Annotated in this window: 17 protein-coding genes and 1 tRNA gene; 15 read left to right on the forward strand and 3 right to left on the reverse strand. The window is 63.5% G+C overall.

Features of this window, described 5'->3' with window-relative positions:
* Nucleotides 1-547 precede the first annotated feature (547 nt).
* Both MAXJ12_RS20130 and MAXJ12_RS20135 read left to right on the forward strand, forming a co-directional pair.
* Nucleotides 548-2,377, forward strand: a complete 1,830-nt coding sequence (locus MAXJ12_RS20130; RefSeq protein ID WP_008837816.1) for an adenylate/guanylate cyclase domain-containing protein — start codon at nucleotides 548-550, stop codon at nucleotides 2,375-2,377.
* Between the two features lie 79 nt (nucleotides 2,378-2,456).
* A complete protein-coding gene (locus MAXJ12_RS20135) occupies nucleotides 2,457-6,665 on the forward strand; it encodes a cytochrome P450 (RefSeq protein WP_008837817.1) in 4,209 nt (1,402 codons plus the stop codon).
* Nucleotides 6,666-6,693: 28 nt separating this feature from the next.
* On the opposite strand, the gene MAXJ12_RS20140 is transcribed toward MAXJ12_RS20135, so the two are convergent.
* Entirely contained in the window at nucleotides 6,694-7,386 is a 693-nt protein-coding gene (locus MAXJ12_RS20140; RefSeq protein ID WP_008837818.1) for a Crp/Fnr family transcriptional regulator, read from the reverse strand.
* Between the two features lie 270 nt (nucleotides 7,387-7,656).
* Here MAXJ12_RS20140 and MAXJ12_RS20145 point away from each other — a divergent pair, with 270 nt between their 5' ends.
* Nucleotides 7,657-8,424, forward strand: a complete 768-nt coding sequence (locus tag MAXJ12_RS20145) for a response regulator (RefSeq protein ID WP_008837819.1) — start codon at nucleotides 7,657-7,659, stop codon at nucleotides 8,422-8,424.
* Nucleotides 8,421-10,442 (forward strand): hybrid sensor histidine kinase/response regulator, encoded by a 2,022-nt coding sequence (locus MAXJ12_RS20150; RefSeq protein ID WP_008837820.1) that lies wholly within the window; start codon nucleotides 8,421-8,423, stop codon nucleotides 10,440-10,442. Before MAXJ12_RS20145 ends, MAXJ12_RS20150 begins: the two co-directional genes overlap by 4 nt.
* A gap of 237 nt (nucleotides 10,443-10,679) precedes the next feature.
* Here the strand turns inward: MAXJ12_RS20150 and MAXJ12_RS34510 are convergent, their stop codons facing one another.
* Entirely contained in the window at nucleotides 10,680-12,851 is a 2,172-nt protein-coding gene (locus tag MAXJ12_RS34510) for a calcium-binding protein (RefSeq protein WP_008837821.1), read from the reverse strand.
* A 208-nt stretch (nucleotides 12,852-13,059) separates the two neighbouring features.
* Here MAXJ12_RS34510 and MAXJ12_RS34515 point away from each other — a divergent pair, with 208 nt between their 5' ends.
* Both MAXJ12_RS34515 and MAXJ12_RS20165 read left to right on the forward strand, forming a co-directional pair.
* The gene (locus MAXJ12_RS34515) at nucleotides 13,060-14,022 is read left to right on the forward strand and encodes a helix-turn-helix transcriptional regulator (protein WP_139043961.1); all 963 of its coding nucleotides are present in this window, start codon (nucleotides 13,060-13,062) and stop codon (nucleotides 14,020-14,022) included.
* A gap of 32 nt (nucleotides 14,023-14,054) precedes the next feature.
* Nucleotides 14,055-14,540, forward strand: coding sequence for an Lrp/AsnC family transcriptional regulator (locus MAXJ12_RS20165; protein ID WP_040587050.1), 486 nt, complete (start codon nucleotides 14,055-14,057; stop codon nucleotides 14,538-14,540).
* Nucleotides 14,541-14,844: 304 nt separating this feature from the next.
* Here MAXJ12_RS20165 and MAXJ12_RS20175 read toward each other — a convergent pair.
* A tRNA-Ser gene (locus MAXJ12_RS20175) sits at nucleotides 14,845-14,934 on the reverse strand.
* 315 nt (nucleotides 14,935-15,249) lie between these two features.
* On the opposite strand from MAXJ12_RS20175, the gene MAXJ12_RS20180 reads away from it, so the two are divergent.
* The 9 genes from MAXJ12_RS20180 to MAXJ12_RS20220 all read left to right on the forward strand — a co-directional run bounded on the left by MAXJ12_RS20180 (nucleotide 15,250) and on the right by MAXJ12_RS20220 (nucleotide 23,915).
* Entirely contained in the window at nucleotides 15,250-16,500 is a 1,251-nt protein-coding gene (locus tag MAXJ12_RS20180; RefSeq protein WP_008837825.1) for a septal ring lytic transglycosylase RlpA family protein, read from the forward strand.
* Nucleotides 16,501-16,616: 116 nt separating this feature from the next.
* Nucleotides 16,617-17,780 (forward strand): D-alanyl-D-alanine carboxypeptidase family protein, encoded by a 1,164-nt coding sequence (locus tag MAXJ12_RS20185; protein WP_040587053.1) that lies wholly within the window; start codon nucleotides 16,617-16,619, stop codon nucleotides 17,778-17,780.
* 73 nt (nucleotides 17,781-17,853) lie between these two features.
* Nucleotides 17,854-18,516: a dTMP kinase gene (tmk, locus tag MAXJ12_RS20190; protein ID WP_008837827.1), complete on the forward strand. Its 663-nt coding sequence runs from the start codon at nucleotides 17,854-17,856 to the stop codon at nucleotides 18,514-18,516.
* Nucleotides 18,513-19,568, forward strand: coding sequence for a DNA polymerase III subunit delta' (locus MAXJ12_RS20195; RefSeq protein WP_040587032.1), 1,056 nt, complete (start codon nucleotides 18,513-18,515; stop codon nucleotides 19,566-19,568). Before tmk ends, MAXJ12_RS20195 begins: the two co-directional genes overlap by 4 nt.
* An 86-nt stretch (nucleotides 19,569-19,654) precedes the next feature.
* On the forward strand, nucleotides 19,655-21,205 hold the full coding sequence (gene metG, locus MAXJ12_RS20200) for a methionine--tRNA ligase (RefSeq protein ID WP_008837829.1): 1,551 nt from the start codon (nucleotides 19,655-19,657) through the stop codon (nucleotides 21,203-21,205).
* A 13-nt stretch (nucleotides 21,206-21,218) separates the two neighbouring features.
* A complete protein-coding gene (locus MAXJ12_RS20205; protein WP_008837830.1) occupies nucleotides 21,219-22,010 on the forward strand; it encodes a TatD family hydrolase in 792 nt (263 codons plus the stop codon).
* Between the two features lie 2 nt (nucleotides 22,011-22,012).
* Nucleotides 22,013-22,831 (forward strand): MBL fold metallo-hydrolase, encoded by an 819-nt coding sequence (locus MAXJ12_RS20210; RefSeq protein ID WP_008837831.1) that lies wholly within the window; start codon nucleotides 22,013-22,015, stop codon nucleotides 22,829-22,831.
* Nucleotides 22,831-23,334 carry a YbaK/EbsC family protein gene (locus tag MAXJ12_RS20215; RefSeq protein ID WP_008837832.1) on the forward strand — a complete coding sequence of 168 codons (504 nt, stop codon included), beginning with the start codon at nucleotides 22,831-22,833 and terminating at the stop codon, nucleotides 23,332-23,334. The genes MAXJ12_RS20210 and MAXJ12_RS20215 overlap by 1 nt, the downstream gene beginning before the upstream one ends.
* Nucleotides 23,331-23,915, forward strand: coding sequence for a nitroreductase family protein (locus MAXJ12_RS20220; protein WP_008837833.1), 585 nt, complete (start codon nucleotides 23,331-23,333; stop codon nucleotides 23,913-23,915). Before MAXJ12_RS20215 ends, MAXJ12_RS20220 begins: the two co-directional genes overlap by 4 nt.
* Nucleotides 23,916-23,918 lie beyond the last annotated feature (3 nt).

Raw genomic sequence — 23,918 nt, forward strand, 5'->3', positions numbered from 1 at the left:
CGGGGAGCTGTCAACTGCAAGTAACCCCACACGGTGCCGCTCCATCCGCCAGGAGCAGGATCCGGCATGGGCCAAGTTCTCTTATTCGAGCCGCAGCGTTTTGGGCGCCGACATGTGTCGACCCAAGAGCGAGATGCGCTGTCGACTGCGGTAATCGTCATCTTTCCCGGTGTTCGTTACGAGCGTCTGGACGACGCTGCCTCGCGCCCTTGCGCCAGGGTTGAAGCGCGAATGCCGAAGAGACCTAAACCGCGCCCCTCCCGCTCTTGAACTCGATCGGCGGCGTTTTTCCGGGGACCGTGGCTCGGGTATCCTGTTGCGAGGCCCTCCGGGCGGCGGCGCATACTGCGCTTCCCTGGCCTTTTCGACACGCGCGTCCATGCAGATGGAGCTTTTCTTATTGTTCAGCTGCATCTAATGTCTTGAACGAGGAGTAGGGAAGGGGCGAGAGCGTCATCCAGGCGCGGGCCCTCCTATTTGCAAACGGGAATTAAGCTTGAAGCCGGGGGCGACGCTCGGCCTTGAAGATCCCGGAAGGGGTGAACCGATGGCTGATTGGCACTATACCCGTCAGCTGGCTACTATCATTTCGATCGACGCGGTTGGATTTTCGCGCCTGATGGGCCTTGATGACGTGTCCGCCGTGGCCGCGTTCGAGGAGCGACGGAACATCATAATCGAAAGCTGCGGCGTGTTTGGCGGCCGGACGTTCGGCGCGGCCGGCGACAGCATCATGGCGGAATTCGGCAACCCGATCGAAGCGTTGCGCGCCGCGTTCGATTTCCAGGACAGGATCGCCACCCTCAACGCCTCGGCGGATGAAAATAAGCGGATGCCGTTCAGGGCCGGCATCAACACCGGCGACGTTATCGTCCGGTATGACTGCCTCTACGGCGACGACGTGAACATCGCGGCCAGGATCCAGGAATTCGCACCTCACAACGGTATCGCAATATCGGAAACCGCCTGGCGGCATGTGAAGGACAAATCCACCGCCGAGTTTACCGATCTCGGCGAATTCCTGCTCAAGAACATCGCCCTGCCGGTTCGCGTCCTGATAGCCGCCCGTGGTGGAAACGGCGGAGCGCCGGCAAGACCGCAGGCGCTCGCCCGTCTTGATCCGGCCTATCAGCAGAAGCATCTTTCAAGCGGACCTCCAGCGATCGCGGTGCTGCCGTTCCGCAACGACAGCAACGAGCGCGATATCGATTACATTGCCGACGGCATCGCCGAAGACATCATCTACGGCCTGTCCAACACGAGATGGATCTCGGTGATAGCCAAGAGCTCCAGTTTCCAGTTCCGCGATGACGCGCTTGGCGCAACGGCAATCGGCAACGTACTCGGCGCCCGTTACGTGGTCGGCGGCGCGTTGAGCCGCAGCGGCGGGAGAATCCGGCTGAATGCCAGCCTTGTGGATGCGTCGAACGGCCGGCTGGTGTGGTCGCGGCGTTTCGAACGCGAACTGGTCGACATTTTCAGGCTGCAGGACGAGATCGGCAGCGAGATCGTATCCATGCTCGAAAAGGAGGTCGACCGGGTCGAGCAGACGCGCACCTTCCAGGTGCCCTGGGAAAGCCTGGAAACCTGGCAACTGGTCCGACGGGGGCGTTGGCACATGAACCGGCGCACCCGCAAGGATACGGAGCTCGCCCGTGAATTCTTCGAAAAGGCCTATGTCGAGGATCCCAATTCGAGTGCGGTTCTCAACGAACTGGCATGGTGGCATTTCTGGAACGCCTGGCTTCGCTTCGGCGACAGCGACGAACTCGAGAAGGTCACCAGCTACGCGCGCAAGGCGCTGCTTGTGGACAGCCAGGATGCGCGCCCACATGCATATCTCGGCGTCACCGACATCATGCGTGGGCGACCGAAATCAGCGCTCGATCATCTGGAGGACGCGCTTCACATCAATCCCAGTTTCGCTTTTGCGCGCTCGGCCAAGGGCAGCGCTCATCTTCTTCTGGGGGAAGCCGGGAAAGCGATCCCGCTTTTTCAGGACGTGGAGCGGTTGAGTCCGTTCGATCTCTACGCCTTTCACAATCTGGGAGAACTGGCCGCCGCCTACTGCTTCACCCATGACTGGACTTCGGCAATAGAGACAGCCGACCGTTCCCTCAGCCTTTCGCCCGGCTATTTCTACGCGCGGTATGTCAAGATTGGCGCTTTGATGCGAAGCGGCCAGTGTGACGCGGCCAAGCGGGAACTGGCGGTATTCCAGGCCAGGCATCCGGACTTTTCCAGCGAGCGGGTGGGCTGGATACCGTTTGTCGACAAGGCGGCGAATGCGTTTCTTATCGAGAATTTCGAAATGGCCAGATCGCACGAGCCGGCAGGTGGGAAGTGCTTGCAGACCGAGGATGGCCGCCATCTGTGAAACTGTTCACATACGCGGGGGGCCAGCGTTCCTATGTCAACTATAGCGGGCACTGGATGACGAGCGCTGGGGGTGGCGGATGGCTGGAATCAAATATTTCGAGGGCGTCCGCGAGGCGCAGAGCGCCCAGAAGCCGGCTTCGGAACTGCCGCGTTTCGATCTCGGGCGACTTCGTACCAGTAGTCTTGCCAGCCGCATCCTAGGCAGGCTTTTCGAGGACCCGCGCTGGGCCCTTTCGCTGCTTCGGCGCTTCTGGCCCATACTCCGCTTCGGCAAATTCATTCTGGTGACGAGGAACGACGACGTCCGCGACATTCTCGAACGCCAGGACGAATTCGAAACGCCGTACGGTCCGGAGATGACCGAGATCGCCCGCGGCTCGAATTTCATTCTCGGCATGCAGGACGGTCCGGACTACCGGCGGATGAAGTCGTCGGTACTGACCGCGTTTCCGCCGGATGAGGTGGAGGCCGCCGTCAGGCCCATAGCCGCCCGCCATTCGCGCGAAATCATGACCCGCGCCGCCCCGGGTTTCGACGCTGTCCGCGACCTTCTGAAGATCGTCCCCGTGCATATTTGCCGGGAATATTTCGGCATGTTGATAGACGATGAGAACGAGTTCGCCGACTGGTCCATCGCGCTCAGCGCTCTGTTCTTCTCCGATCCGGGCGGCAGCCCCGCGACCCGCGAAACCGCGGTCGTGGCCGCCGACCGGATGATCAAGGCCATCGACCGGTCGATCGAAGCCGTCAGGGACGGCAGGACGGGAAGCAAGACGCCGCTGGCCCGGCTGGTCGCCATGCTCGACCGCGGGAAGCTTACTCTCGGAGACATCCACTCCGTAATGTTGGGCATGATCGCCGGGTTCGGTCCCACCAACCTGCTTGCCGGCGGCAATTGCCTCGACGTCATACTGTCCCGGGCCGATGCTCGGGCGGCAGTGGAGCAGGCGCTTGCCGCCGGTGACGACGAACTTCTCGACCGGACAATCCTGGAGGCGATGCGTTTCAAGCCGATCTGGATCGGCCCGTTCCGCTACACGCCTCGGGATACGGTCATCGCCAAGGGGACTCGCCGCGAACGTGTGGTCAAGGCGGGAACGGTTGTGATGCCGGCGACGCTGTCGGCGATGTTCGATCCCGCAGCCGTGCAGCGGCCGAATGAATTCGATGCGACCCGCCCCTATCGGGACTACCTCGTGTTTGGGCACGGCATCCACCTTTGCATCGGTTCGGCGATCGCGAGGATCCAGATCGGCGAGAGCCTGCGCGCCCTTTTCGCGAAGAAGAACCTTCGCCGCGCCAAGGGCAAGGCCGGCAGGCTGACGCGCATTGCCGCCTATCCGGACAGCCTGAAGGTCGATTTCGACCCGCCACCTCTTTGTCGCTCGGTCAAGCATTCGATGGTCACGGTCGTCTGCCCGATAGAGCCGGCAGCGTCTCTCGACAGAATCCGCGAACAGATCGCGGCGCTAGGCAATCCGGCCGGTCCGAAGATGCGAGCCGCGCTCGACGCGAGCGGCGTCATCCATTTCGCCAGCCTCGCCGTTGCCGCGAAAGAGGACAGCCAGGGCAAAGCGGATCGCGACGGCAGGCATCTCGTGCTTGAATTGTCGGGCGACGGCAGCAATGACGAAGTCATCGACGCCTTTGCCGATCATGCCGGGCATCTTGTCCGGGATATCTTTGAGCAGGCCTGCAATTTCCCGGGCGATCAGACGCTGCAGCATTTCATGCGCAAGCACGCGGTGGAGATATCTCCATCGTTCGGCAGCAATGCAGGCCTGGTTTTCTCCGGCACGCCCGGCTTGTCGGTCGGGCGTATCCGCGCCGAGGCCGATCTGGCCGAGATGGCGCGGGCCGTTGTCGAACAGCCCCGTTGCAAGGCGGGAGCCGTCGCGACGCTGCGTGAAGTCAGGCAGCACATCAAGAAGAGCGAGGATCTCTCCTGGGCGTTCGAGCCGGCGGAAAACCCGCTCGAAGGACCGAAAGGGAACCTCCGGCGAGCGGCGATCACCACGTTGAAGGCGCCGGCTGTGCTTGCAACGGTTTTGGCCATCCTGGCGGCCTGCTGGTGGATAACCTACACATTCGTTTTCGGCTATGCGCCCGGGTTTTTCCGCAATCTGCTCGTGGCCGGCACGTCTCTCGTCCTGACGGTCATCGGCGTGACGTCGCTGATCTTGCTCTTCATCGGCGCCTGCTTCCTTGCGCTGCGCCGGCTTGAGAAGCGCGATGTGCCGAGCGACGAGATGATTGATCTTGCCTCGCTGGAGGCCATCCTCGAGCGAGAGGATCGGACCGCCCAGAACCATCTGACGGCGATTTCGACGATGAAGCACGGCACGTTGCGAAGGCTCGCCTTGCGCCTGACCTTCTACCTGATTTCGATTTCCGCCCAGAAGGTCTTCCGGCCGGGGTTTCTCGCCGACATCAACACCATCCATTTCGCACGCTGGGTGCTCGTGCCGGGCACCAACAAGCTGATGTTCTTCAGCAATTACGGCGGCAGCTGGGAGAGTTATCTCGAGGATTTCGTCGCCAAGGCGGCTTCCGGCCTCACCGGCGTTTGGAGCAACACCGAAGGCTTTCCCAAAACGCGCTGGCTGTTCCTGGACGGCGCTCGCGACGGCGATCGTTTCAAGCGATGGGCGCGCCGGCAGCAGATACCGACACTGTTCTGGTACTCCGCCTATCCCGAACTCAACACGTCGCGCATACGCATCAACTCGAAAGTCAGACAGGGCATAGCCCAGGCGACGGACAGCGAGGCCAATGACTGGCTCCACCTCTTCGGCTCCATGCCGCGGCCCGAGCCGGCAAAGGAGAGCGGCAAGATACTTAGTCTCTTCGCGCCCGTTCCGCCGCCGGTGGAAACACTCGAGGGCGGCGAGATCCAGTCGGTCTTCTTCAGCGCCCTCGGCTCGCTGGAACATGCCCGCATGCTGGCTGTCCGGATTCCGGAAGCCTTGGGACGCGCCAAGCGGAAGGCATGGCTCGAATTCGTTGCCGCCAGGGTGAGTTTCGGCGAAAGCGTCCCGGCGGAGCGGGCAATGATGATTGCTTTCGGACCGGACGGCCTGCGCCGCCTTGGGCTGGAGAGCGATCCCGACCATGATCCGCTGGAGAAATTTCCGCTGGCGTTCCGTCAGGGCATGGGCAGCGCTGCGCGAAGCCGCATCCTCGACGATGTCGGGGAAAGCACGCCGGAGAACTGGCAGTGGGGTTCCCCGGCCAAACCGGTGGATGCGGTGGTCATCTGCTATGCGGCAAGTCTCGAAGCGCTGGAGGCGGATATCGCTGAACTTGCCCGGCGAACGAAAACCGCCGGGATGGTTCTTGTGGCGCAACTGCCTCTGGCGATCCGCCGCAACGGCAAGAAGGCGGTGGAACAGTTCGGCTTTGTCGATGGCGTATCGCAACCGATCGTGCGAGGGACGCCCCGCGCCAACTCGTCGGTCTCCGCCCAGCATATCATCTCGGCCGGGGAATTCCTGTTCGGCTACCGCGACGAGCATGGCTTCTACCCGCCCACGCCGACGGTGCGTCCGTCGCACGACCGATGCGGCGTCCTGCCGGCGCTCCGCGCGGACAACATCACGTCCGATGGCGCTGGTCTGCGTGATTTCGGCAGGAACGGATCGTTTCTCGTCGTGCGGCAATTCGAACAGCACGTCGACAGGTTCAAGGAATACTGCGTCGCGGAGGCGGAAGAGAAAAACGATCCGGAAATCACGCCGCGCTGGATTGCCGCCAAGATGGTCGGCCGCTGGCCTGACGGCACCTCGCTCGTCCGCAATCCGGACGGGCGTCCGGGACGGACGCCCGACAACGATTTCACCTTCGGCGCCGAAGATCCCCAGGGACTGCGATGCCCGCTCGGCGCCCACGTGCGTCGGTCGAATCCGCGCGATTCGCTTGGAGAGGACCACGAAACGCAAATCAGGATCGGCAAGCGCCACCGGATCCTCCGCATCGGCCGCACCTATGAAAAGGAAAGCGGTGAGGGGACCGAAAAAGGCCTGCTCTTCATGTGCCTGAATGCCGACATCGAGCGCCAGTATGAGTTCATGCAGCAGACCTGGGTGGCGTCAGCCTCGTTTCACGGCTTGCTTGCGGAGAAAGACCCGACGATCGGAGCGCAAGTCGGCGAGGGCCGGTTCTCTATCCCGCGCTGGGAGGGAGCCGTTGTGCTCAAGGGAATTCCGAGCTTCGTCACAACGCGCGGGGGCGGTTATTTCTTTCTGCCGAGCCGCGCGGCGCTGCGCTATCTTATGTCTCGGATGTGAACGTCGCGCATGACGCGGCGCCCGTTAGTCAGTCGTCTTCAGCTTCGGCCACGTGGCGAAGCGCGCCCGGATTGTCGATGTGCAATCCGCCCCGCCTGATGGCGATGATGCCCCGGCTGCGCCAGTCATTGAGCGTCTTGTTCACCGATTCGCGCGTGGCTCCCAGAAATTCGGCGAGTTCCGATTGCGAGATCGGTATCCAGCCTGACGAATCCGACATCGTGCCGGACAGGAAAAGCAGCCGCTTGGCCAGCCGCGCTTCGATTCCGAGAAATGCCTGATCGCCGAGTTCGCCGCTTACCCAGCGCAAGCGCGCGCACAACAGTTCGATCATGGCGCGTGCGAGCGGCGGGTGCTTTTCTATCCGGTCGAACAGCTGCGCTCTGCTCAGAGAGACAAGCTCGCAGTCGCTGAGGCATCTCGCCGTCGCCGTGCGGGGGCCGCCGTCCAGCACGGCGATTTCACCGATCAGGCTTTGCGCCAGTTCGATGTTTGCGACGAGCTTTTGCCCGCCGGGCGAGTAGATCGAGATCTCCACCGTTCCGGCGATGACGCCATATATGCGATCGGCGACGTCTTCCTGAACGAAAAGATGCTGGCCGGCTGCATAGCGCTCGGCTTTGCATCCACCGAACAGGAGTTCGAATAATTGCGGACTGATCCTCGCGAGCCGCGGCAACTCGCGCAGATGATCGATTTTTGCTGCCGAAGAGACGGCCATGGAGGTTCCCGGTTGCCCTGCTCGCAACATTTGTATGGCAAGAAGCGACGCGATCAAAGCCATTGTCTCGCGGAAAGCGACGATCGAGGTTCTTGAGAGGACCGGAAAGATCAGGGGCAGGGGCCAGTGTCGTGGACGCGCAGGCCCTGCATCAGACATCGAAGAAAAAATCCGGCGCGCGGCAATTTCACCGACGTGTGCGCAGGGGCGGGCAGCCGGTCAGGTTTAGAGCGCCCCACGCGCATTGGCAGAGCGAGGTATGGCCACTCCATGACGACGCTGTACCCGCCGCGACTGATCGTTGTTGACGACGAGGAAGGTGTGCGAGAAACGCTTGCCGACTATCTCGGCCAGCAGGGCTTTGACGTCAGGACCGCGGAGGGCGGTCTTGCGCTCGATGCTCATCTGGCAGCCGGCCCTGCGGATCTCATCATGCTTGACGTCAACATGCCTGGCGAAGATGGTTTTGCCATTGCGCGCCGCTTGCGCGCCTCCAATTCGGTTCCGATCATCATGGTCACGGCTGCCGGTGACGTGATCGACCGTGTCGTTGGCCTTGAGATCGGCGCCGACGACTACGTGGCAAAGCCGTTCGACCTACGGGAACTGCATTCGCGGCTCAGGGCTGTTTTGCGGAGGCTCAAGAGAGACAGCCAAAGTGACTTGCCCAATGCGGGATCGGTGGCTGTGGCCAATCGAGTGCCACAGCAGGGGGAAGAACGGCTGATCCCATTCGGAAAAGTGATGCTCGATCTTGCTGGCCATTGCCTGGTGGCTTCCGACGGCGATACGCAGGGACTGACCTCAATGGAAATGGACCTCTTGAGGGTATTCGTCGAAAACCCGCATCGCGTACTCAGCCGCGAACGCCTTTTCGAGCTCGCTCACGACCGCGCAACCGAGCCATTCAATCGAAGCATCGATATCCGCATTACGCGGTTGCGGCGCAAGATCGAGATCGACCCGGCCAAGCCCGAAGTCATTCGGACGATCCGCGGTGTCGGTTATCTATTTGCCCCACCCAAGACACGCGCATGAAAGATAAGCCCCTGGACACGATTGAACAGGCGGTCGCTGGCGCTGGAACTGGCGATACGAGCAATTTCGACGCGCCAGATATCGGCGTTCTGCGCGCGCTCCTCGACGCCATGCCGGCCCGGGCCGTGTTCCTCGATCGCGATCGCCGTTATCGCTATGTAAACCGTGAATTTCTCGAGTTCGTGAGGCTGCCGGTTGATCGGGTCATCGGGCAGCACATGGCCGCTGTCCTCGGGCAGCAGGTTTATGATTCTTACTCGGGAGTGACTACGAGGGTCTACTCTGGAGAGACCGTTCGCTGGGAAGGCTGGGCGAACAATGGCGGGCAGGGCAGGCGCTATATCCAGGAGAACCTCGTTGCGTTCATGTCCGCCGGTGGACAGATCCAGGGCATCATCGCTATTGGGCTAGACCTCACAGAACACAAATTGCGCGAGCGCGAACTCGCCGAGCGGCTCGAAGCGCAGACGGCGGTGGAAACCATGTCGTCCGCGATCATTGCATCCGCGCTCGACTGCGTCATCGTTATCGACGAGGACGGCCGCGTTATCGAATTCAATCCAGCCGCCGAGGAGACCTTTGGCTACAGGCGCGACGAGGTTGTCGGCAAGTCGATTGCGGAGTTGATCGTTCCCGAGCACCTTCGTACTCGACACTATGCCGGCATGGAGCGTTACCTGGCCACCGGAGAGGCCTCGGTCTTGGGCCGCCGGGTTGAGATCGAAGCGATGCGCTCCGACGGTTCGCTGCTACCGGTAGAGCTGGCGATAACGGACGTGCGGCTCCCGGACCGCAGGTTCTTCACGGCACATATTCGAAATTTGACCGATGTCCGCCGCGCCCAGGAGGAGATCGAACGCCAGCGCGACGCGCTGCATCAGAGCGAGAAGCTTGCCGCCCTGGGCTCGTTGCTTGCCGGTGTCGCGCACGAACTCAACAACCCGCTTTCGATTGTCACCGGTCAGGCGCTGATGCTGCGCGAAGCTGCCAACTCTCCCCTGCTACGGGATGCCGACCTTCACAAGATCGCCGAGCGCAGCGTAAAAATCGAAGCTGCGGCGGAGCGTTGCGCCCGAATAGTGCGCACGTTCCTCGCCATGGCGCGCCAGCGCGCAGGCGAACGGCGTGAGGTGGACGTGTCCGCGTTGCTCGATGGGGCAATCGACCTGCTTGCCTATGGTCTCAAAACGGGCGGTATCGAACTTGCGAAAGACGTGCAGCCTGGCCTGCCGCGCATCTGGGCGGATGGCGACCAGCTTCATCAAGTCCTGGTCAATCTCCTCGTCAACGCTCAACAGGCGCTTGAGGAAATCTCTGACCCACGGCGGGTCACCGTGGCCGTTCGGCACGATCCTGCCAAATCCAACGTCACCCTGACCGTCAGCGACAACGGCCCGGGCATTCCGGAGCAGATACGCAATCGCATTTTCGATCCTTTCTTCACCACCAAACCGCAAGGTATTGGCACGGGCATCGGCCTTGCCGTTTCCCGGGGCATGATCGAGGCCCAAGGAGGAAGCCTCGTTCTGCAACCCTCACCACCAGGCCGGGGCGCGTCTTTCGTCGTCCAAATCCCGGTAGGTGTAGCCGCGACGGGTGCATCCGCAAGAGTTCCTGAATCGCTCGACAAGAAGATGGCCGAACCCAATGCCCGGAGGGCTCTTGTCGTTGACGACGAAGAGGAAATCGCCGGCATTCTTGCTGAACTCCTCGACCGGCAGGGTTTTATCTGCGACTTGTCGCCAAGCGGCGAGGACGCAAAGGGGCTGGTGCGCACCAGCGACTATGACATCATCCTTTGCGACATCCGAATGGCTGGTGGCGACGGGCCGTCGTTTTTTTACTGGCTTCAGGAGGCGAAGCCTCACCTTGCAGGTCGCATCGGCTTCGTCACCGGCGACACACTTGGCCCGGCGGCGGGCCGGTTCCTCGAGCGGACCGGGCGTCCCGTTATCGAGAAGCCGTTCCGTCCGGACGACGTGTCCCGCCTGGTTCGGCTGCTTGCAGATGACAGGTAGCTGCATGCGCAGCAAGCGTCCGTCACCCGCCGACGACACGAAGTGGCCGCTTCCATCGCTGACAGTGGGCGGACGGACGGCTACATCCGGGCCAGATATTCGACCCGACTTTGTTCGTTACGGGATCGATCCAGCCGACAATGACGAGGCAAGCAAGTTGAGCCGCCAGGTCAGTTACGCTGCGTAGCAGGAAGAGCCCGATTCCATGGCGAAGCGGGCTCTCTCGCAAGGCTGACCTCAGAGGATGAAATCTGTCCCGGTCATGAAAGTCGTGCCGGCGACCAGGATCTGCATGTCGGCGGTCGAATCGCCGTTCACATCGGCGGCGATGATCACGTTGCCGCTGTAGTTGGTATAGCGAAGCTGGCCGGCGACGCCGGAGAATGCTGCTGAGCCGATGAAGGAGAAGGCCTGGTTGCCGGCGACGAGGGTGTTGGCATCGATTGTCGCAAGGTCGATCCTGTCGAAGCCGTGGGCGAAACCGCCAAGGATGGAATCGCGAAGCGCTGGTCCAGCCGGGCTGTCGGAAACAAGATCGAAATCGAACCGATCATTTCCTGTGCCGCCGTTGAGGATGTCGCTGCCGGCGCCGCCGATCAGTGTGTCGTTGCCGACACCTCCGGTAAGCGTGTCGTTGCCGGCCCCGCCGACGATGTAGTCGTTGCCGTCACCGCCATTCAGGCTGTTATTCCCGGAATTGCCGACCAGCGTGTTGTTGAGTGTATTGCCTGTACCGTTCAGATTGCCCGAGCCCTGCAACTCCAGCCGCTCGACATTCGCCCCGAGCGTCCAGTTGATGTAGGAACGCACCGTGTCAGTGCCGCCGGCTGCCGCCTCGATGGTGCTGTCTCCGGCTGCGGCGACGATGAAAGTGTCATTCCCAGAACCACCGACCATGTAGTCGTTGCCGGCCCCGCCATTGAGCAGGTTGTTGCCGGCATTGCCCACCAGCGTGTTGGCGAGCGCATTGCCGGTGCCGTTGAGGTTGCCTGCGCCCTGCAGTTCCAGCCGCTCGACATGGTTGGCCAGCACCCAGTCGATATAGGAACGCACCGTGTCGGTGCCTTCGCCAGCATTCTCTGTGGTGACGTCGCCTGCCGCAGCTACGATGTAGATGTCGTCACCCGCGCCGCCGAACATGGTGTCGGCGCCCGCTCCGCCGTCGAGCGTGTCGTTGCCGCCGAAGCCGTTGATCGTGTCGTTGCCGCCGTTGCCGTGGATGATGTCGCGAAGCGCGTCGCCGTTCAGTGTCTCGTTGGCGCCATCCCCGGTTGTCGTACGCACGATCTCGCTAACCAGGGCCGTGATCCGGCCGCCGTCGCCGTCGCTCTCGCTGTCCTGCCAGGCGGTGATGAATTGTCCGGCGAGAATGGCCGAGACCGCCGACTTAATGTCGTCGGAACCCGCCGAGTCGGACAGCGGCAGGGGAGATCCGATCGGGTTGCCGTCTTGGTCGAAGATGCGGCCCATGATCTCGTTGTTTCCGGCGGGGTCGGTCCAGGTGACGACGATGAAGCCGTTTTCGAGGACGGTGATGTCGGGATCGGATTCGTTCGATGCGCCCGCCGTGTTGACATGGACGAAGGGCTTCACGATATTCCCACCCGGGCCGACGACGGTGAGCGTGATGCCTGCGCTGCCGGCTTCGGGGCCTCCCCAGCCGGTATCGGAATAGGCGACGGCGAAGTTGCCGTTCGGCAGCGCGGCGACCGCTGGCTGGAGGTTGTTGCCACCGGCTCCCACGGTAAAGGGATCTGTCGAGCCGTTGACCGGGCGTGGCGATCCGTCCGCCTCGAAGATGCGCGCCACGATATTGTTAGCCGCCGTCCACGCCACCACGAATCCGCCGTCCTCCAGCGCAGTGATGACCGGATTAGCGACCGACAAGGAGCCGCTGATGTCGGTAAGGCCGCTCTGATACGCGCCGTCGTTGTCGAATACCTTGAAATTGAGGTTGCCGGCGGTGTCCATGTACGAGACGACGAAACCGCCCGCGAGCGTCGTGACCTGCGGCCTGAAGTCGTTGACCGAGGTCGTGATGTCGAACTGGGAAACAACGACTTGGCCGGTCGACGAAAAAATGGTGGCCTGTTGGCCAAGGTTCCCAACGCTGTTGTCGTCCCAGATGATGAGGACGTTGCCATTATCGAGTTCGGTCAGGCTGGGCTCGCCGCCGGCAGAGGTGCTTCCCATGTTGGGCGTCACGGCGCCGGCGAGCAGATGCCCGTCCGCGCCGTAGAAGTCGACCTTCATGGCCCAGCCAAAATCCGGGCCGTTGTTGTAGGCGACGACGTGGCCGCCATTGGACAGGCCCAGCACGTCAGGCGTCCACTGGTTCCAGGTCACGAACGTGTTCGCCTGGAACTGGGATCGCAATGTTACGAGATCGTAGTCGATGGTTGCGGCCATGATTTTTTCTCCGTGAAAGACATCAACCGAATTCGGTCCACTGCCCGTTGCCGGCCGATCGGGCGGCCGGTATGTGGCGGCGGAAAATAAGGGGGCGCTGAGGGCCGGTCTTGGTCTAAAGCGAATGAAATACGGACTGGAACGTTGATTCTTTCGGAAAATTGTGAAATTCTCCGCAAAATTTCCGGAATCATGGCGGGGCAGCCAGATGATCGAGTCCACGATAGCGCCGACCGCGCCGGCTTCCGCGCGGGATTTCGCACCATTCCTCAAGCTCGACGCGCCGCCCGCTTTTTCTAGGGGCGATGCCGCGCGGGCCGGCGCGGCGAAAGCCGAGGCGTCCGATGGCCAGTTCCGGCTGGCGCGCCGGGTTTTCCGCGTATCGGAAAGGGTCGAGTTCGACCTGGTGAACGTGATGCGGGACTGCACGGGACTGCGGCAGAGCGACGGCGGCTGCGCGATGATCATCTGCCTGGACGGCCGCTTCGACGCCGAAATCGGCGCCACCCGGATCGCAATGGCTCCGGGAAGGATGCTTCTCGTTGCCTGTCACAGGCCGGAGGAGGCGCCGTCGGCCGGGGCCGCAAGAACGATCGGGCTGTGGTTCGATTGCGAAGCGGCGCGCGGCTTTTCGCCGCCTGCCGGCGAAATCGCGCTGAGGGAGCGCCCGCCCTCCGACCCCGCTATTGCCGTGCTGGCCGCCTATTGCGCGCAGCTCATGGCGTTGCCGGCCGGCATGCCTGCCTCGCTCGCCCGCCTGGCGAGCCGCCAACTGGGCGACCTCGTGGCGCATATGCTCGACCCGGCCGCCGGCCTTGCCCGCGCGGCTCCGTTCGGCGGGCCGAAGGCGGCGCGATTGCGCGCCGTGCTCGATCACATCTCGGCCAATCTCAGCGATCCCGTGCTCAGCGCCGCCAGGGTCGGCGCCCGCCTCGGCCTGACGGCGCGCTGCGTGCAGCAACTGCTCGAGGCAGTCGGCCTCTCATTCTCGCAGCATGTCCGCCAAATGCGTCTCGACGAGGCGCGGCGCCTGCTTGGCGATCCGCGCCACGACCATATGCGGATCACCGACATCGCCTACGCGGCAGGCTTCCAGGACCTGTCCTATTTCAACCGCGAATTCCGCCGCCGGTTCGGCGAAAAGCCGTCCGCGGCGCGAGGCGGCGCATGAGCATCGCGGCCTCCGGACACAGGAACCATTGGATGAGCGATCTCGACGATATCGACCGCAAGCTGCTTGCGCTGCTGCAGGAGAACGGGCGCACCTCCTATGCCGAACTCGGCAAGGCCGTCGGCCTGGCGGTCTCCTCGGTCAATGACCGGGTCAGGAAGCTCCAGGACCGGGGCGTGATCGAAGGCGTGTATGCCGCCTTGTCGGCTGAAGCGCTGCGGCTCGACCTTTTGGCCATCATTTTCGTGGGCTGGACCGATCCCGCGACCGAAGCGCCTTTCCTTGCGCGCGTCGCAGACGAGCCGTCGATCCTCGAATGCCATCATGTCACCGGCGCATGGAATTATCTCCTGAAAGTCCGCACGCATACGACACGCGACCTGGAGGCGTTTCTCGCCGCGATCGTGAAAGGCGTGCCCGGTGTGCAGCGGACGGAAACGCTCATCGTACTGTCGTCAGCGAAAGAAACCTTCCATCTGCCGCTGGAGCTTCCGGCCTGGCGCAACCCAAGAGCGTGACGAACAGATCGGGTCTAGGCCCGCAATATCGGTGTAGCCGTCGCTTCGAGCGACGAAGCGGCCGTCCGCCAGCTCCGACGCTTTTCGACCTTACGCCCGCGGAGGCGCGTCCTGCTGCGGGTCGGCGGCGGAATGACCGCGTCGAAGAGCGCCGTATCGCTAGGCATCAGCGAAAACACCTTGAAGACCCACCTTGGCCGGATTTTTGCAAAAACCGGCCCGGCGCGCCAAGCCGATCTCATCAAACTCATATTGGAGATGGGCATACCGCTTGCCCCGGCCGGGACAGGTTCGGCTGCAGCGCTGGCGGAGGGAGTGGGATTCGAACCCACGGTGGGCTTGCACCCACGCCGGTTTTCAAGACCGGTGCCTTAAACCGCTCGGCCATCCCTCCGGCAGCCGCTCTATGCGCGAAGACGTCCGTTTTTTCAAGGCACGGTTTCGCGGGCGCAGGTCAGGCAAGGTTTGCGGATCTGCCGATCGGGCAGGGGAACCGAGTGCGTCGGCGACGCAGTGCATAACGCTCCCCACGCCGGCTGCGCCACAATCCCGCCCGTTTCCCGACATATTCGATTAATAGCGTGTCAAACTATTCCGGCATACAGTGAGAGGCCGGGGCAGGGGTGCCGGAAGAGTTCGCATGCGCCAAACGCCGCCGATCCACTCGGCGCGGGCGGTAAGTCTGAGATAAGTCGGGGATAAATCGCACATGCTCAATCTGGCGCTGACGCGTCCTGGTCGCGCTTCCGCTGTCGCCGCGTTGGCCATCGCCGCGGTGTTTCTGGCCGCCTGCGGCGCCCCGCAATCCAAGGGCATGGTCAACACCAAGAACAAGCGCTCCAAGGAATATTTCGCCGAATCCGAATATGGCGTGAAGGCGAGCCCGCGCGTCACCACCAAGAAATCGAATTTGAAGCGCGGCGGCGGCCGCGACCAGGTCGGCCGGCCCTACAAGGTGCGCGGCAAGATGTATTATCCGAAGGAAGACAAGAACTACAAAAAGGTCGGCGCCGCCTCCTGGTATGGCGACGCCTTTCACGGCCGGCTCACCGCCAATGGCGAAGTCTACGACATGACGCATCTGACGGCGGCGCATCCGACCATGCCGCTGCCGAGCTACGCCCGTGTCACCAATCTGAAGAACGGCAGCTCGGTCATCGTCCGCGTCAACGATCGCGGTCCCTATTCGCATGGCCGGCTGATCGATTTGTCGAAGCGCGCCGCCGAACTGCTCGACTACACGCATGTCGGCACCGCCAAGGTGCAGGTGGAATATGTCGGCCGCGCGCCTCTGGACGGCCGCGACGACCAGTTCCTGATGGCCTCTTACCGGCCCGGCAATCGTGCTCCCGACCCGTCCGACGGCCTCGCCACCGGCGTCATGATCGCGATGAACGGGCCGACGCCCAGCGCCAATGTGGCTGGATCGGCAGCCTTTCCCGGCGTGATGTCCGACAGCGCGCCCGCGCAGCCGCAGGTCCAGCCGGTCATGGCGGCCGACGCCGGGGCGTTCGGCGATCTCGCTCTGCCCGCCTTCGGCCCGATCGCGCCGGACCGACCGGGCGTCGACATGATCTTCGAAACCCAGGTCGCGCTGGCGACCATGTCCTACGCCCCCGACCACCGGCCGCAGAAGGCAGCAACTGCCTTCGCCGCCCTCGAACGCGGGGCCATGTCGCCCGACGATGTCGCGCAGTCCTGGAAGCGGCTCAACCCGGCAGGGGCGGGCGCCGCGGCGCAGCCCTATGTGGCCGCCGGCTCGTTTGCAACGCTGGCCGAGGCCGAGAAAGTCGCCCGTGCACTGTCTGGCTTCGGCCGGGCCACGCTGGAGACTGCGGAGATCGACGGAGCACAACTCCATTCGGTCAACCTCTATTCCGATGGCCGCAACGGGCTCGACGCCATGCTGGAAGCAGCGTGGGCGAACGGCGCTCCCGACGCCATGACAATCCGCGATTGAGGCTGCCATCTCCGGTCGCGCGTATGGCGCGACCTTGTCGATATTGATCCGGCGTCTAAATCCCTGCTAGCCTTGCCGTCGTGCATGGCATGCACAAGGGCAGGGCAGCGATGTTGATGGAATTCCGCCGGGCGGCGTTGGCTTGGATCTTGGGCTTCGTGGTGGCGCTCGCCACCATAGCGCCGGCGCAGGCTCAGCTGTTCGAGACCAGGGCGGCGCAGGCCTTCATGATCGACGCCGAAACCGGCACGATCCTGTTTTCAAAAAATCCGGACCAGCCGATCCCGCCCGCCTCGCTGGCCAAGCTGATGACGATGGAGTTGGTGTTCAAGGCCATCGAGGCCGGGCGCTACTCGATTGACGACAAATTCGTGGTCAGCGAAAACGCCTGGCGCACCGGCGGGGCGGGTTCCGGCGGCTCCACGATGTTCGCCGACCTCAATTCCGAGATCCGCCTGGAAGACCTGATCCAGGGCGTGGTCGTGCAGTCGGCCAATGACGGCTGCATCATAATCGCGGAGGGCATGGCAGGCAGCGAAGAGAATTTCGCTGCGATGATGACTGAACGCGCCCGCGAACTCGGCCTCACCCAATCGGTATTCAAGAATTCCACCGGCCTGCCTGCCGAGGGTCAGGTCGTGACGGTGCGCGAACTGGTGAAGCTGGCGCTGCACATCTTCAACGAATATCCGGACTTCTACAGATATTATTCCCAGCCGGATTTCACCTGGAACAAGATCACCCAGCGCAATCGCAACCCGCTGCTCACCATGAACATCGGGGCGGACGGCATGAAGACCGGCTACACCGAGGAATCCGGCTATGCGATCGTCGGCTCCGTCGCGCGAGACGACAGGCGCCTCTTCGTCGCCCTGAGCGGCATGGCCTCCGAGCGCGAGCGCGCGGAGGAAGCGCGCAAGATCCTCGACTGGGGCATGCGGTCCTTCCAGAAGAGCGAACTTTTCGCCGAAGGCGAGACGGTCGGCGAGGCGCAGGTCTATGGCGGCGCCAAATCGGGCGTGGCGCTGAAGGCGAACGGGCCGATTTCGATCTTCGTTCCGATCACCAACCGCGACCGGCTGACCGCCCGCATCGTCTATGAAGGCCCGGTCATCGCGCCGGTGGAGGAAGGCACGCAGATCGGGGCGCTGCGCGTCTTCATCGGCGATACGCTGAGCCAGGAAACGCCGCTCTACGCCGCCGAAAATGTCGAGACCGGCGCGCTGCATCAGCGCGCGCTCGATGCGGTTGGCGAATTGCTGGTCGGCTGGCTGCGCTGAAGCGTTCGGTGGACTTTTTCCTCTTGGGGGCTATTACCGGTGTTCTCAAAACATACGCAGAGGATCGGGCCAGTTGGCGCGCGGATTTTTCATAAGCTTCGAGGGCGGGGAAGGGGCCGGCAAGTCGACGCAGATTGCCCGGCTTGCCGCGAAGCTGCGCGCCAAAGGCTATGATCTCGTCGTCACCCGCGAACCCGGCGGCTCGCCGGGCGCCGAGGCCGTGCGCCACGTCATCCTGTCGGGCGCCGCCGAGCCGTTCGGGCCGGAAATGGAGGCGGTGCTTTTCGCCGCCGCCCGCTCCGACCATGTCGAACAGCTCATCGCGCCGGCGATCGCGCGCGGCAGCATTGTGCTCTGCGACCGCTTTCTCGATTCGTCGCGTGTCTATCAGGGCGGGGCAGGCGATCTCGATCCGGGCTTCATGACGGCGCTGGAGCGCGTCGCGGTCAACGGCACGATCCCGGACATGACACTGATCTTCGACATCGACCCTGCCGAGGGGCTGAAGCGCGCAAACGCACGGCGCGGCGACGAGACGCCCGACCGCTTCGAGAAGGAGACGCTGGCGGTCCATCAGCGCCGCCGCGAAGCCTTTCTTGCCATCGCTCGCAGCGAGCCGGAGCGTTGCGTCGTCATTGACGCCTCTGCAAGCCCTGATGACGTCGAAGATGCGGTGACCGCCGCGGTCTTCGCCGCACTCGAAGCGCGCGCCGCGCGCGAAATAGTGGAGGGGTGATGTTCGAACGTATCGCGCCGGAACAGCACGACACGCTCGAGGGCGTGCCCGAGCCTTCGGAAAACCCGCATCTGCATGGCCATCAGGCGACATCGAACATGCTGGCCGCAGCCTATCGCTCGGGCAAGCTGCCGCACGCGCTGCTGTTTGCCGGGCCTCGGGGCGTCGGCAAGGCGACGCTTGCCTTTCATCTTGCCAACCACCTTCTGCGCCATCCTTCGTATGGCAACGCGCCGGCTGAACTCGCGGCACCCGATCCGGCGTCGCCGCTGTTCCGCCAGGTGGCGACGGGCGCGCACCCCTCAGTCCTGCATCTGACGCGGCCATTCAACGACAAGACCAAAACCTTCAAGACGGTGGTGACGGTCGACGAGATCCGCCGCGTCAGCCGCTTCCTGTCGATGACCTCGCATGACGGCAGCTACCGCATCGTCATAGTCGATCCCGCCGACGACATGAACGTCAATGCGGCCAACGCTTTGCTGAAGAATCTTGAGGAGCCGCCGGCGCGCACGATCTTCGTACTGATCGCGCATGCGCTGGGCAGCCTGTTGCCGACCATCCGCTCGCGCTGCCAGATCGTCCGGCTGGGACCGCTAGAGCCGGATGAGCTGATGGCTGCGCTGGAAGATGCCGGCCAGGAGCCGCCGCAGGATGCGCGCGCTCGCGCCGCGCTCGCCGAACGGGCGGCGGGCAGCGTTCGCGAGGCGATCCTGCTGACGCAGTATGGCGGGTTGGAGATCGCCGAAGCGATGGACCGGATAGTGGTCGCGCCAAAACTCGACATCGCCGCCGCCCACAAGCTCGCCGAAGTCGCCGGCGGCCGCGGACAGAACATCCCGTTCGACATCTTCAACCGCCACGCGCTCGATCTTCTCGCGGATGCGGCGAGCCGCGCCGCACTCGAAGGCCAGGGGCCGCGCGCCAACCGGCTGACCGAAAGCTGGCAAGAGGCGCTGACGTCGGTCACCGAAACCGAGACCTACAATCTTGACAAGAAGCAGCACGCGCTCGGCATGATCATCCGCCTCAACGAGGCGCTTCGAATGTGACGCTGCCGCTTGCCGTATGGCAATCGCCAGCCCGATGCGTTATCTCACCGCGACGCCTCCCAAGTCGCCAGTTCGAACGGCCTTTCATGTCACGCGAAAAATTCTACATCACGACCCCGATCTTCTATCCGAACGGCAAGCCGCATATCGGCCATGCCTATAATGTGATTGCCACCGACGCGATGGCGCGATTTCAGCGGCTCGACGGCAAGGACGTCTTCTTTCTATCGGGAACCGACGAGCACGGGCTGAAGATGCAGCAGACAGCCGATCAGGAGGGTGTGGCGCCGAAAACGTTGGCCGACCGCAATTCGGCGATCTTCCGCGAGATGGAAGAAGCCGTCGGCGCCTCCAATGACGAGTTCATCCGCACCACCGAGCCGCGCCACTACAAGGCCTGCCAGGCGATCTGGGAGCGCATGGCGGCGAATGGCGACATCTATCTCGACCGCTACAGCGGCTGGTATTCGGTGCGGCAGGAAGCCTATTTCGACGAGAAGGAAACCACCGTCGGCGAGGACGGCGTGCGCCGCGAGCCGCTCGGATCGCCGGTCGAATGGAACGAGGAAGAAACCTATTTCTTCCGTCTCTCTGCCTACCAGGACAAGCTTCTCGCGCTTTATGAGCAGCGCCCGGACTTCATCGCGCCGGCCGAGCGCCGCAACGAGGTGATGAGCTTCGTCAAATCCGGGCTGAAGGATCTCTCGATCTCGCGCACCACCTTCAATTGGGGCGTGCCGGTACCGGGCGATCCGAAGCACGTCATGTATGTCTGGGTCGACGCGCTGACCAACTACATCACCGCAGCCGGCTTTCCCGATACGACCGGCGAGAAGTGGGATTTCTGGCCGGCCACGCACATCATCGGCAAAGATATAGTCCGCTTCCACGCCGTCTACTGGCCGGCCTTCCTGATGTCGGCCGGGATAGAACTGCCGAAGCGGGTGTTCGCGCACGGCTTCCTGTTCAACCGCGGCGAGAAGATGTCGAAGTCGGTCGGCAACGTCGTCGATCCGTTCGCCATGATCGAGCATTACGGCCTTGACCAGGTGCGCTATTTCTTCCTGCGCGAGGTGCCTTTCGGCCAGGACGGCAGCTACAGCCACGACGCCATCGTCAACCGCACCAATGCCGACCTCGCCAATGATCTCGGCAATCTGGCGCAGCGCTCGCTGTCGATGATCGCCAAGAACTGCGGCGCCGTCGTGCCCGCGCGGGGCGCGCTTGCCGATGCCGATAAGGCGATCCTGGCCATGGCCGACGATGCGCTCGTCACCGCGCGCAAGACCATGGCCGAGCAGTCGGTCCATCAGGCGCTCGCGGCGATCTTCGGCGTGGTTGCCGAGGCCAACCGCTACTTCGCCGGCCAGGAACCGTGGGCGCTGAAGAAGACCGATCCGGCGCGCATGGAGACGGTGCTGCACACCACCGCCGAGACCATCCGGCGGGTCGCGCTGATGTGCCAGCCCTTCATGCCGACATCGGCGGCAAAGCTGCTCGACCTTCTGGCCGTGCCGGCCGGCGAGCGCACATTCGGGCATGCCGGCGAGGCGTATGCGCTGAAGCCGGGCACCCCGCTGCCCGCGCCGGCGGCGGTATTTCCCCGCTATGTCGAACCGGCGGCGGCGGAACAGTAGGGCTTTCGAGAGTATGCTTGTCGACAGCCACTGCCACCTCGATTTCCCGGATTTCGCCGACGAGCGCGCGGCGATCGTCGGGCGCGCTGCCAGGGCGGGCGTGGCGCGCATGGTCACCATCTCGACCCGGGTCAGGCGGTTTCCCGACGTGCTGGCGATCGCCGAGGCATTCGACCCGGTTTATTGCTCGGTCGGCACGCATCCGCACAATGCCGCCGAGGAACTCGACGTAACGACCGACGATCTGGTCCAGCTTTCGGCGCATCCGAAAGTGGTGGCGATCGGCGAAGCTGGCCTCGACTACCATTACGACAAATCCCCACGCGAGGCGCAGGCGCAAGGCTTCCGCACCCACATCGCGGCGGCGCGGCAGACGGACCTGCCGTTGGTCATCCATGCACGCAGCGCCGATTCCGACATGGCCGCGATACTCGTGGAGGAGACGCAGAAGGGCGCTTTCCCCTTCATCCTGCACTGCTTTTCGTCGGGGCGAGACCTTGCGGAAACAGGCGTCAAGCTCGGCGGCTATGTCTCTTTCTCGGGCATACTGACCTTCAAGAATTCGGGCGAACTGCGCGAAATCGCTGCCTCGGTTCCGCACGACCGACTGCTGGTAGAGACCGACGCGCCCTATCTCGCGCCAATGCCTTATCGCGGCAAGCGCAACGAGCCCGCCTATGTCGCCAACACCGCGGCGGTGCTAGCCGAAACCGTCGGTGTCGGCGCCGACGAAATCGCGAAGATCACCACCGATAATTTCTTCCGGCTGTTCACCAAGATGCCGCGCCCGGCCGGGAACGCCTGAGCGTGGCCGGCCTGCTGCGCTTCACGATTCTGGGCTGCGGCTCGTCGCCGGGCACGCCGCGCATCACCGGCGACTGGGGCGATTGCGATCCGCTGGAACCGAAAAACCGCCGTTTGCGCGCTGCGGCGCTGGTCGAGCGCATTGCTCCCAACGGTGCGAAAACCACTGTCGTGATCGACACCGGGCCCGATTTCCGCGAGCAGATGCTGATGGCGAAGGTGCGCCGCGTTGACGCCGTCGTCTATACCCACGCCCATGCCGACCACATTCACGGCATCGACGACCTGCGCAGCTATTGGCTCGAGCAGCGGCGGCTGATCCCCGTCTATGGCGACGGTCCGACCCTGACGCGGTTGCGCGAAGCCTTCGACTACTGCTTCGCCACGCCGCCTGGCAGTTCCTATCCGCCGATCGTCAGCGCCAATCTCATCGAGCACACGGTGCCGTTCACCATTGAAGGCGAGGGCGGGCCGCTGACCTTCCAGCCGCTGCCGCAGATACATGGGGATGCGGTGTCGCTCGGCTTCCGCATCGGCTCGGTCGCCTATTGCCCCGATGTCAGCGGATTTTCCGAGGCGACCGCTGCGCGGCTGACCGGCCTAGACGCATTGGTCATCGACGCGCTGCAATACCGCCCGCATCCGAGCCATCTGTCGCTTTCGGAAGCGCTGGAATGGATCGAGCGCCTGGCGCCGAAGCGCGCGGTCCTGACCCACATGCACGTGCCGCTCGACTATGCGACGGTGATGCGCGAAACGCCGGACAATGTCGAACCGGCTTATGACGGTATGGTGGTTGAAATACCACTGGAATCAGAATGATGGATGACAAACCTAACGCAAGTGGCAGCATTGCGCGGGTCACCGGGGCCGCGCGCGCTGCCGGTCTCGACATCGAGATCCGTCGCATGGGCGCCTCGACCCGTACCGCCGCCGAGGCTGCGGCGCAATGCGGCTGCGCGGTAGCGCAGATCGTCAAATCGCTGATCTTCCAGGGCGAGCGGACCGGCCGGCTCTTTCTGTTCATGCTCTCGGGCGAACACCAACTGGACCTCGCCAAGGCGGCGACACTTGCGGCCGAGCCGCTGAAGCGCGCCGACCCGCGCCATATACGTGAGGTAACAGGCTTTGCCATCGGCGGCGTCTCGCCGATCGGCCATCTGGCCGCCATTCCAGCTTTCGCCGACGAGGCGCTGCTGCGCTTCGACCGCGTCTGGGCCGCCGCCGGTGCGCATGACGCGGTATTCGCGGCCGAACCCGGCGCATTGATCGCCGCGGCGGGCGCAACCGCCGCCCGCCTTGCCAATCAGGAAAGTTCTACATGACCTCGCCGATCATCGACTTCATGCTGAAGCGCAATTCAGCGCCCATCCCCGAATTGCGCGAACCGGCGCCCGGCGACGATGAAATCGCAACGATGATCAGGATAGCCACGCGCGTGCCCGACCATGGCAGGCTCGCCCCGTGGCGCTTCATCCTCTATCGCGGCAGGGCGCGCAAGGAGATCGGCGAAAAACTCGCCGAACTCGCAGAGAAGCGCGAAGGCCCGCTGGCGGAAGCGCGCCGCAACCAGGAACTGACGCGTTTCTCGCGCGCGCCGCTGGTCATCGGCGTGATTTCGAGCCCGAAGGAGAATCCGAAGATTCCGCAATGGGAGATGTTTCTGTCGGGCGGCATGGCGGCAATGAACCTGGTGATCGCCGCCAATGCGCTGGGCTACGGAACGAATATGATCACCAATTGGTATTCCGACGTCGAGGAGGGCCGGCGCATACTCGGCCTCGCGCCGCATGAGCGCGTGGTCGGCTTCGTACATATCGGCTCCTATGAAGGCCCGGCGCCGGAGCGTCCGCGCCCCGATCCGGCGGCGCTTTACGCCGATTATGCCGGTCCGTGGGAGGCATAGGAG

It is taken from the genome of Mesorhizobium alhagi CCNWXJ12-2, from assembly GCF_000236565.1.
Classification (GTDB): Bacteria; Pseudomonadota; Alphaproteobacteria; order Rhizobiales; family Rhizobiaceae; genus Allomesorhizobium; species Allomesorhizobium alhagi.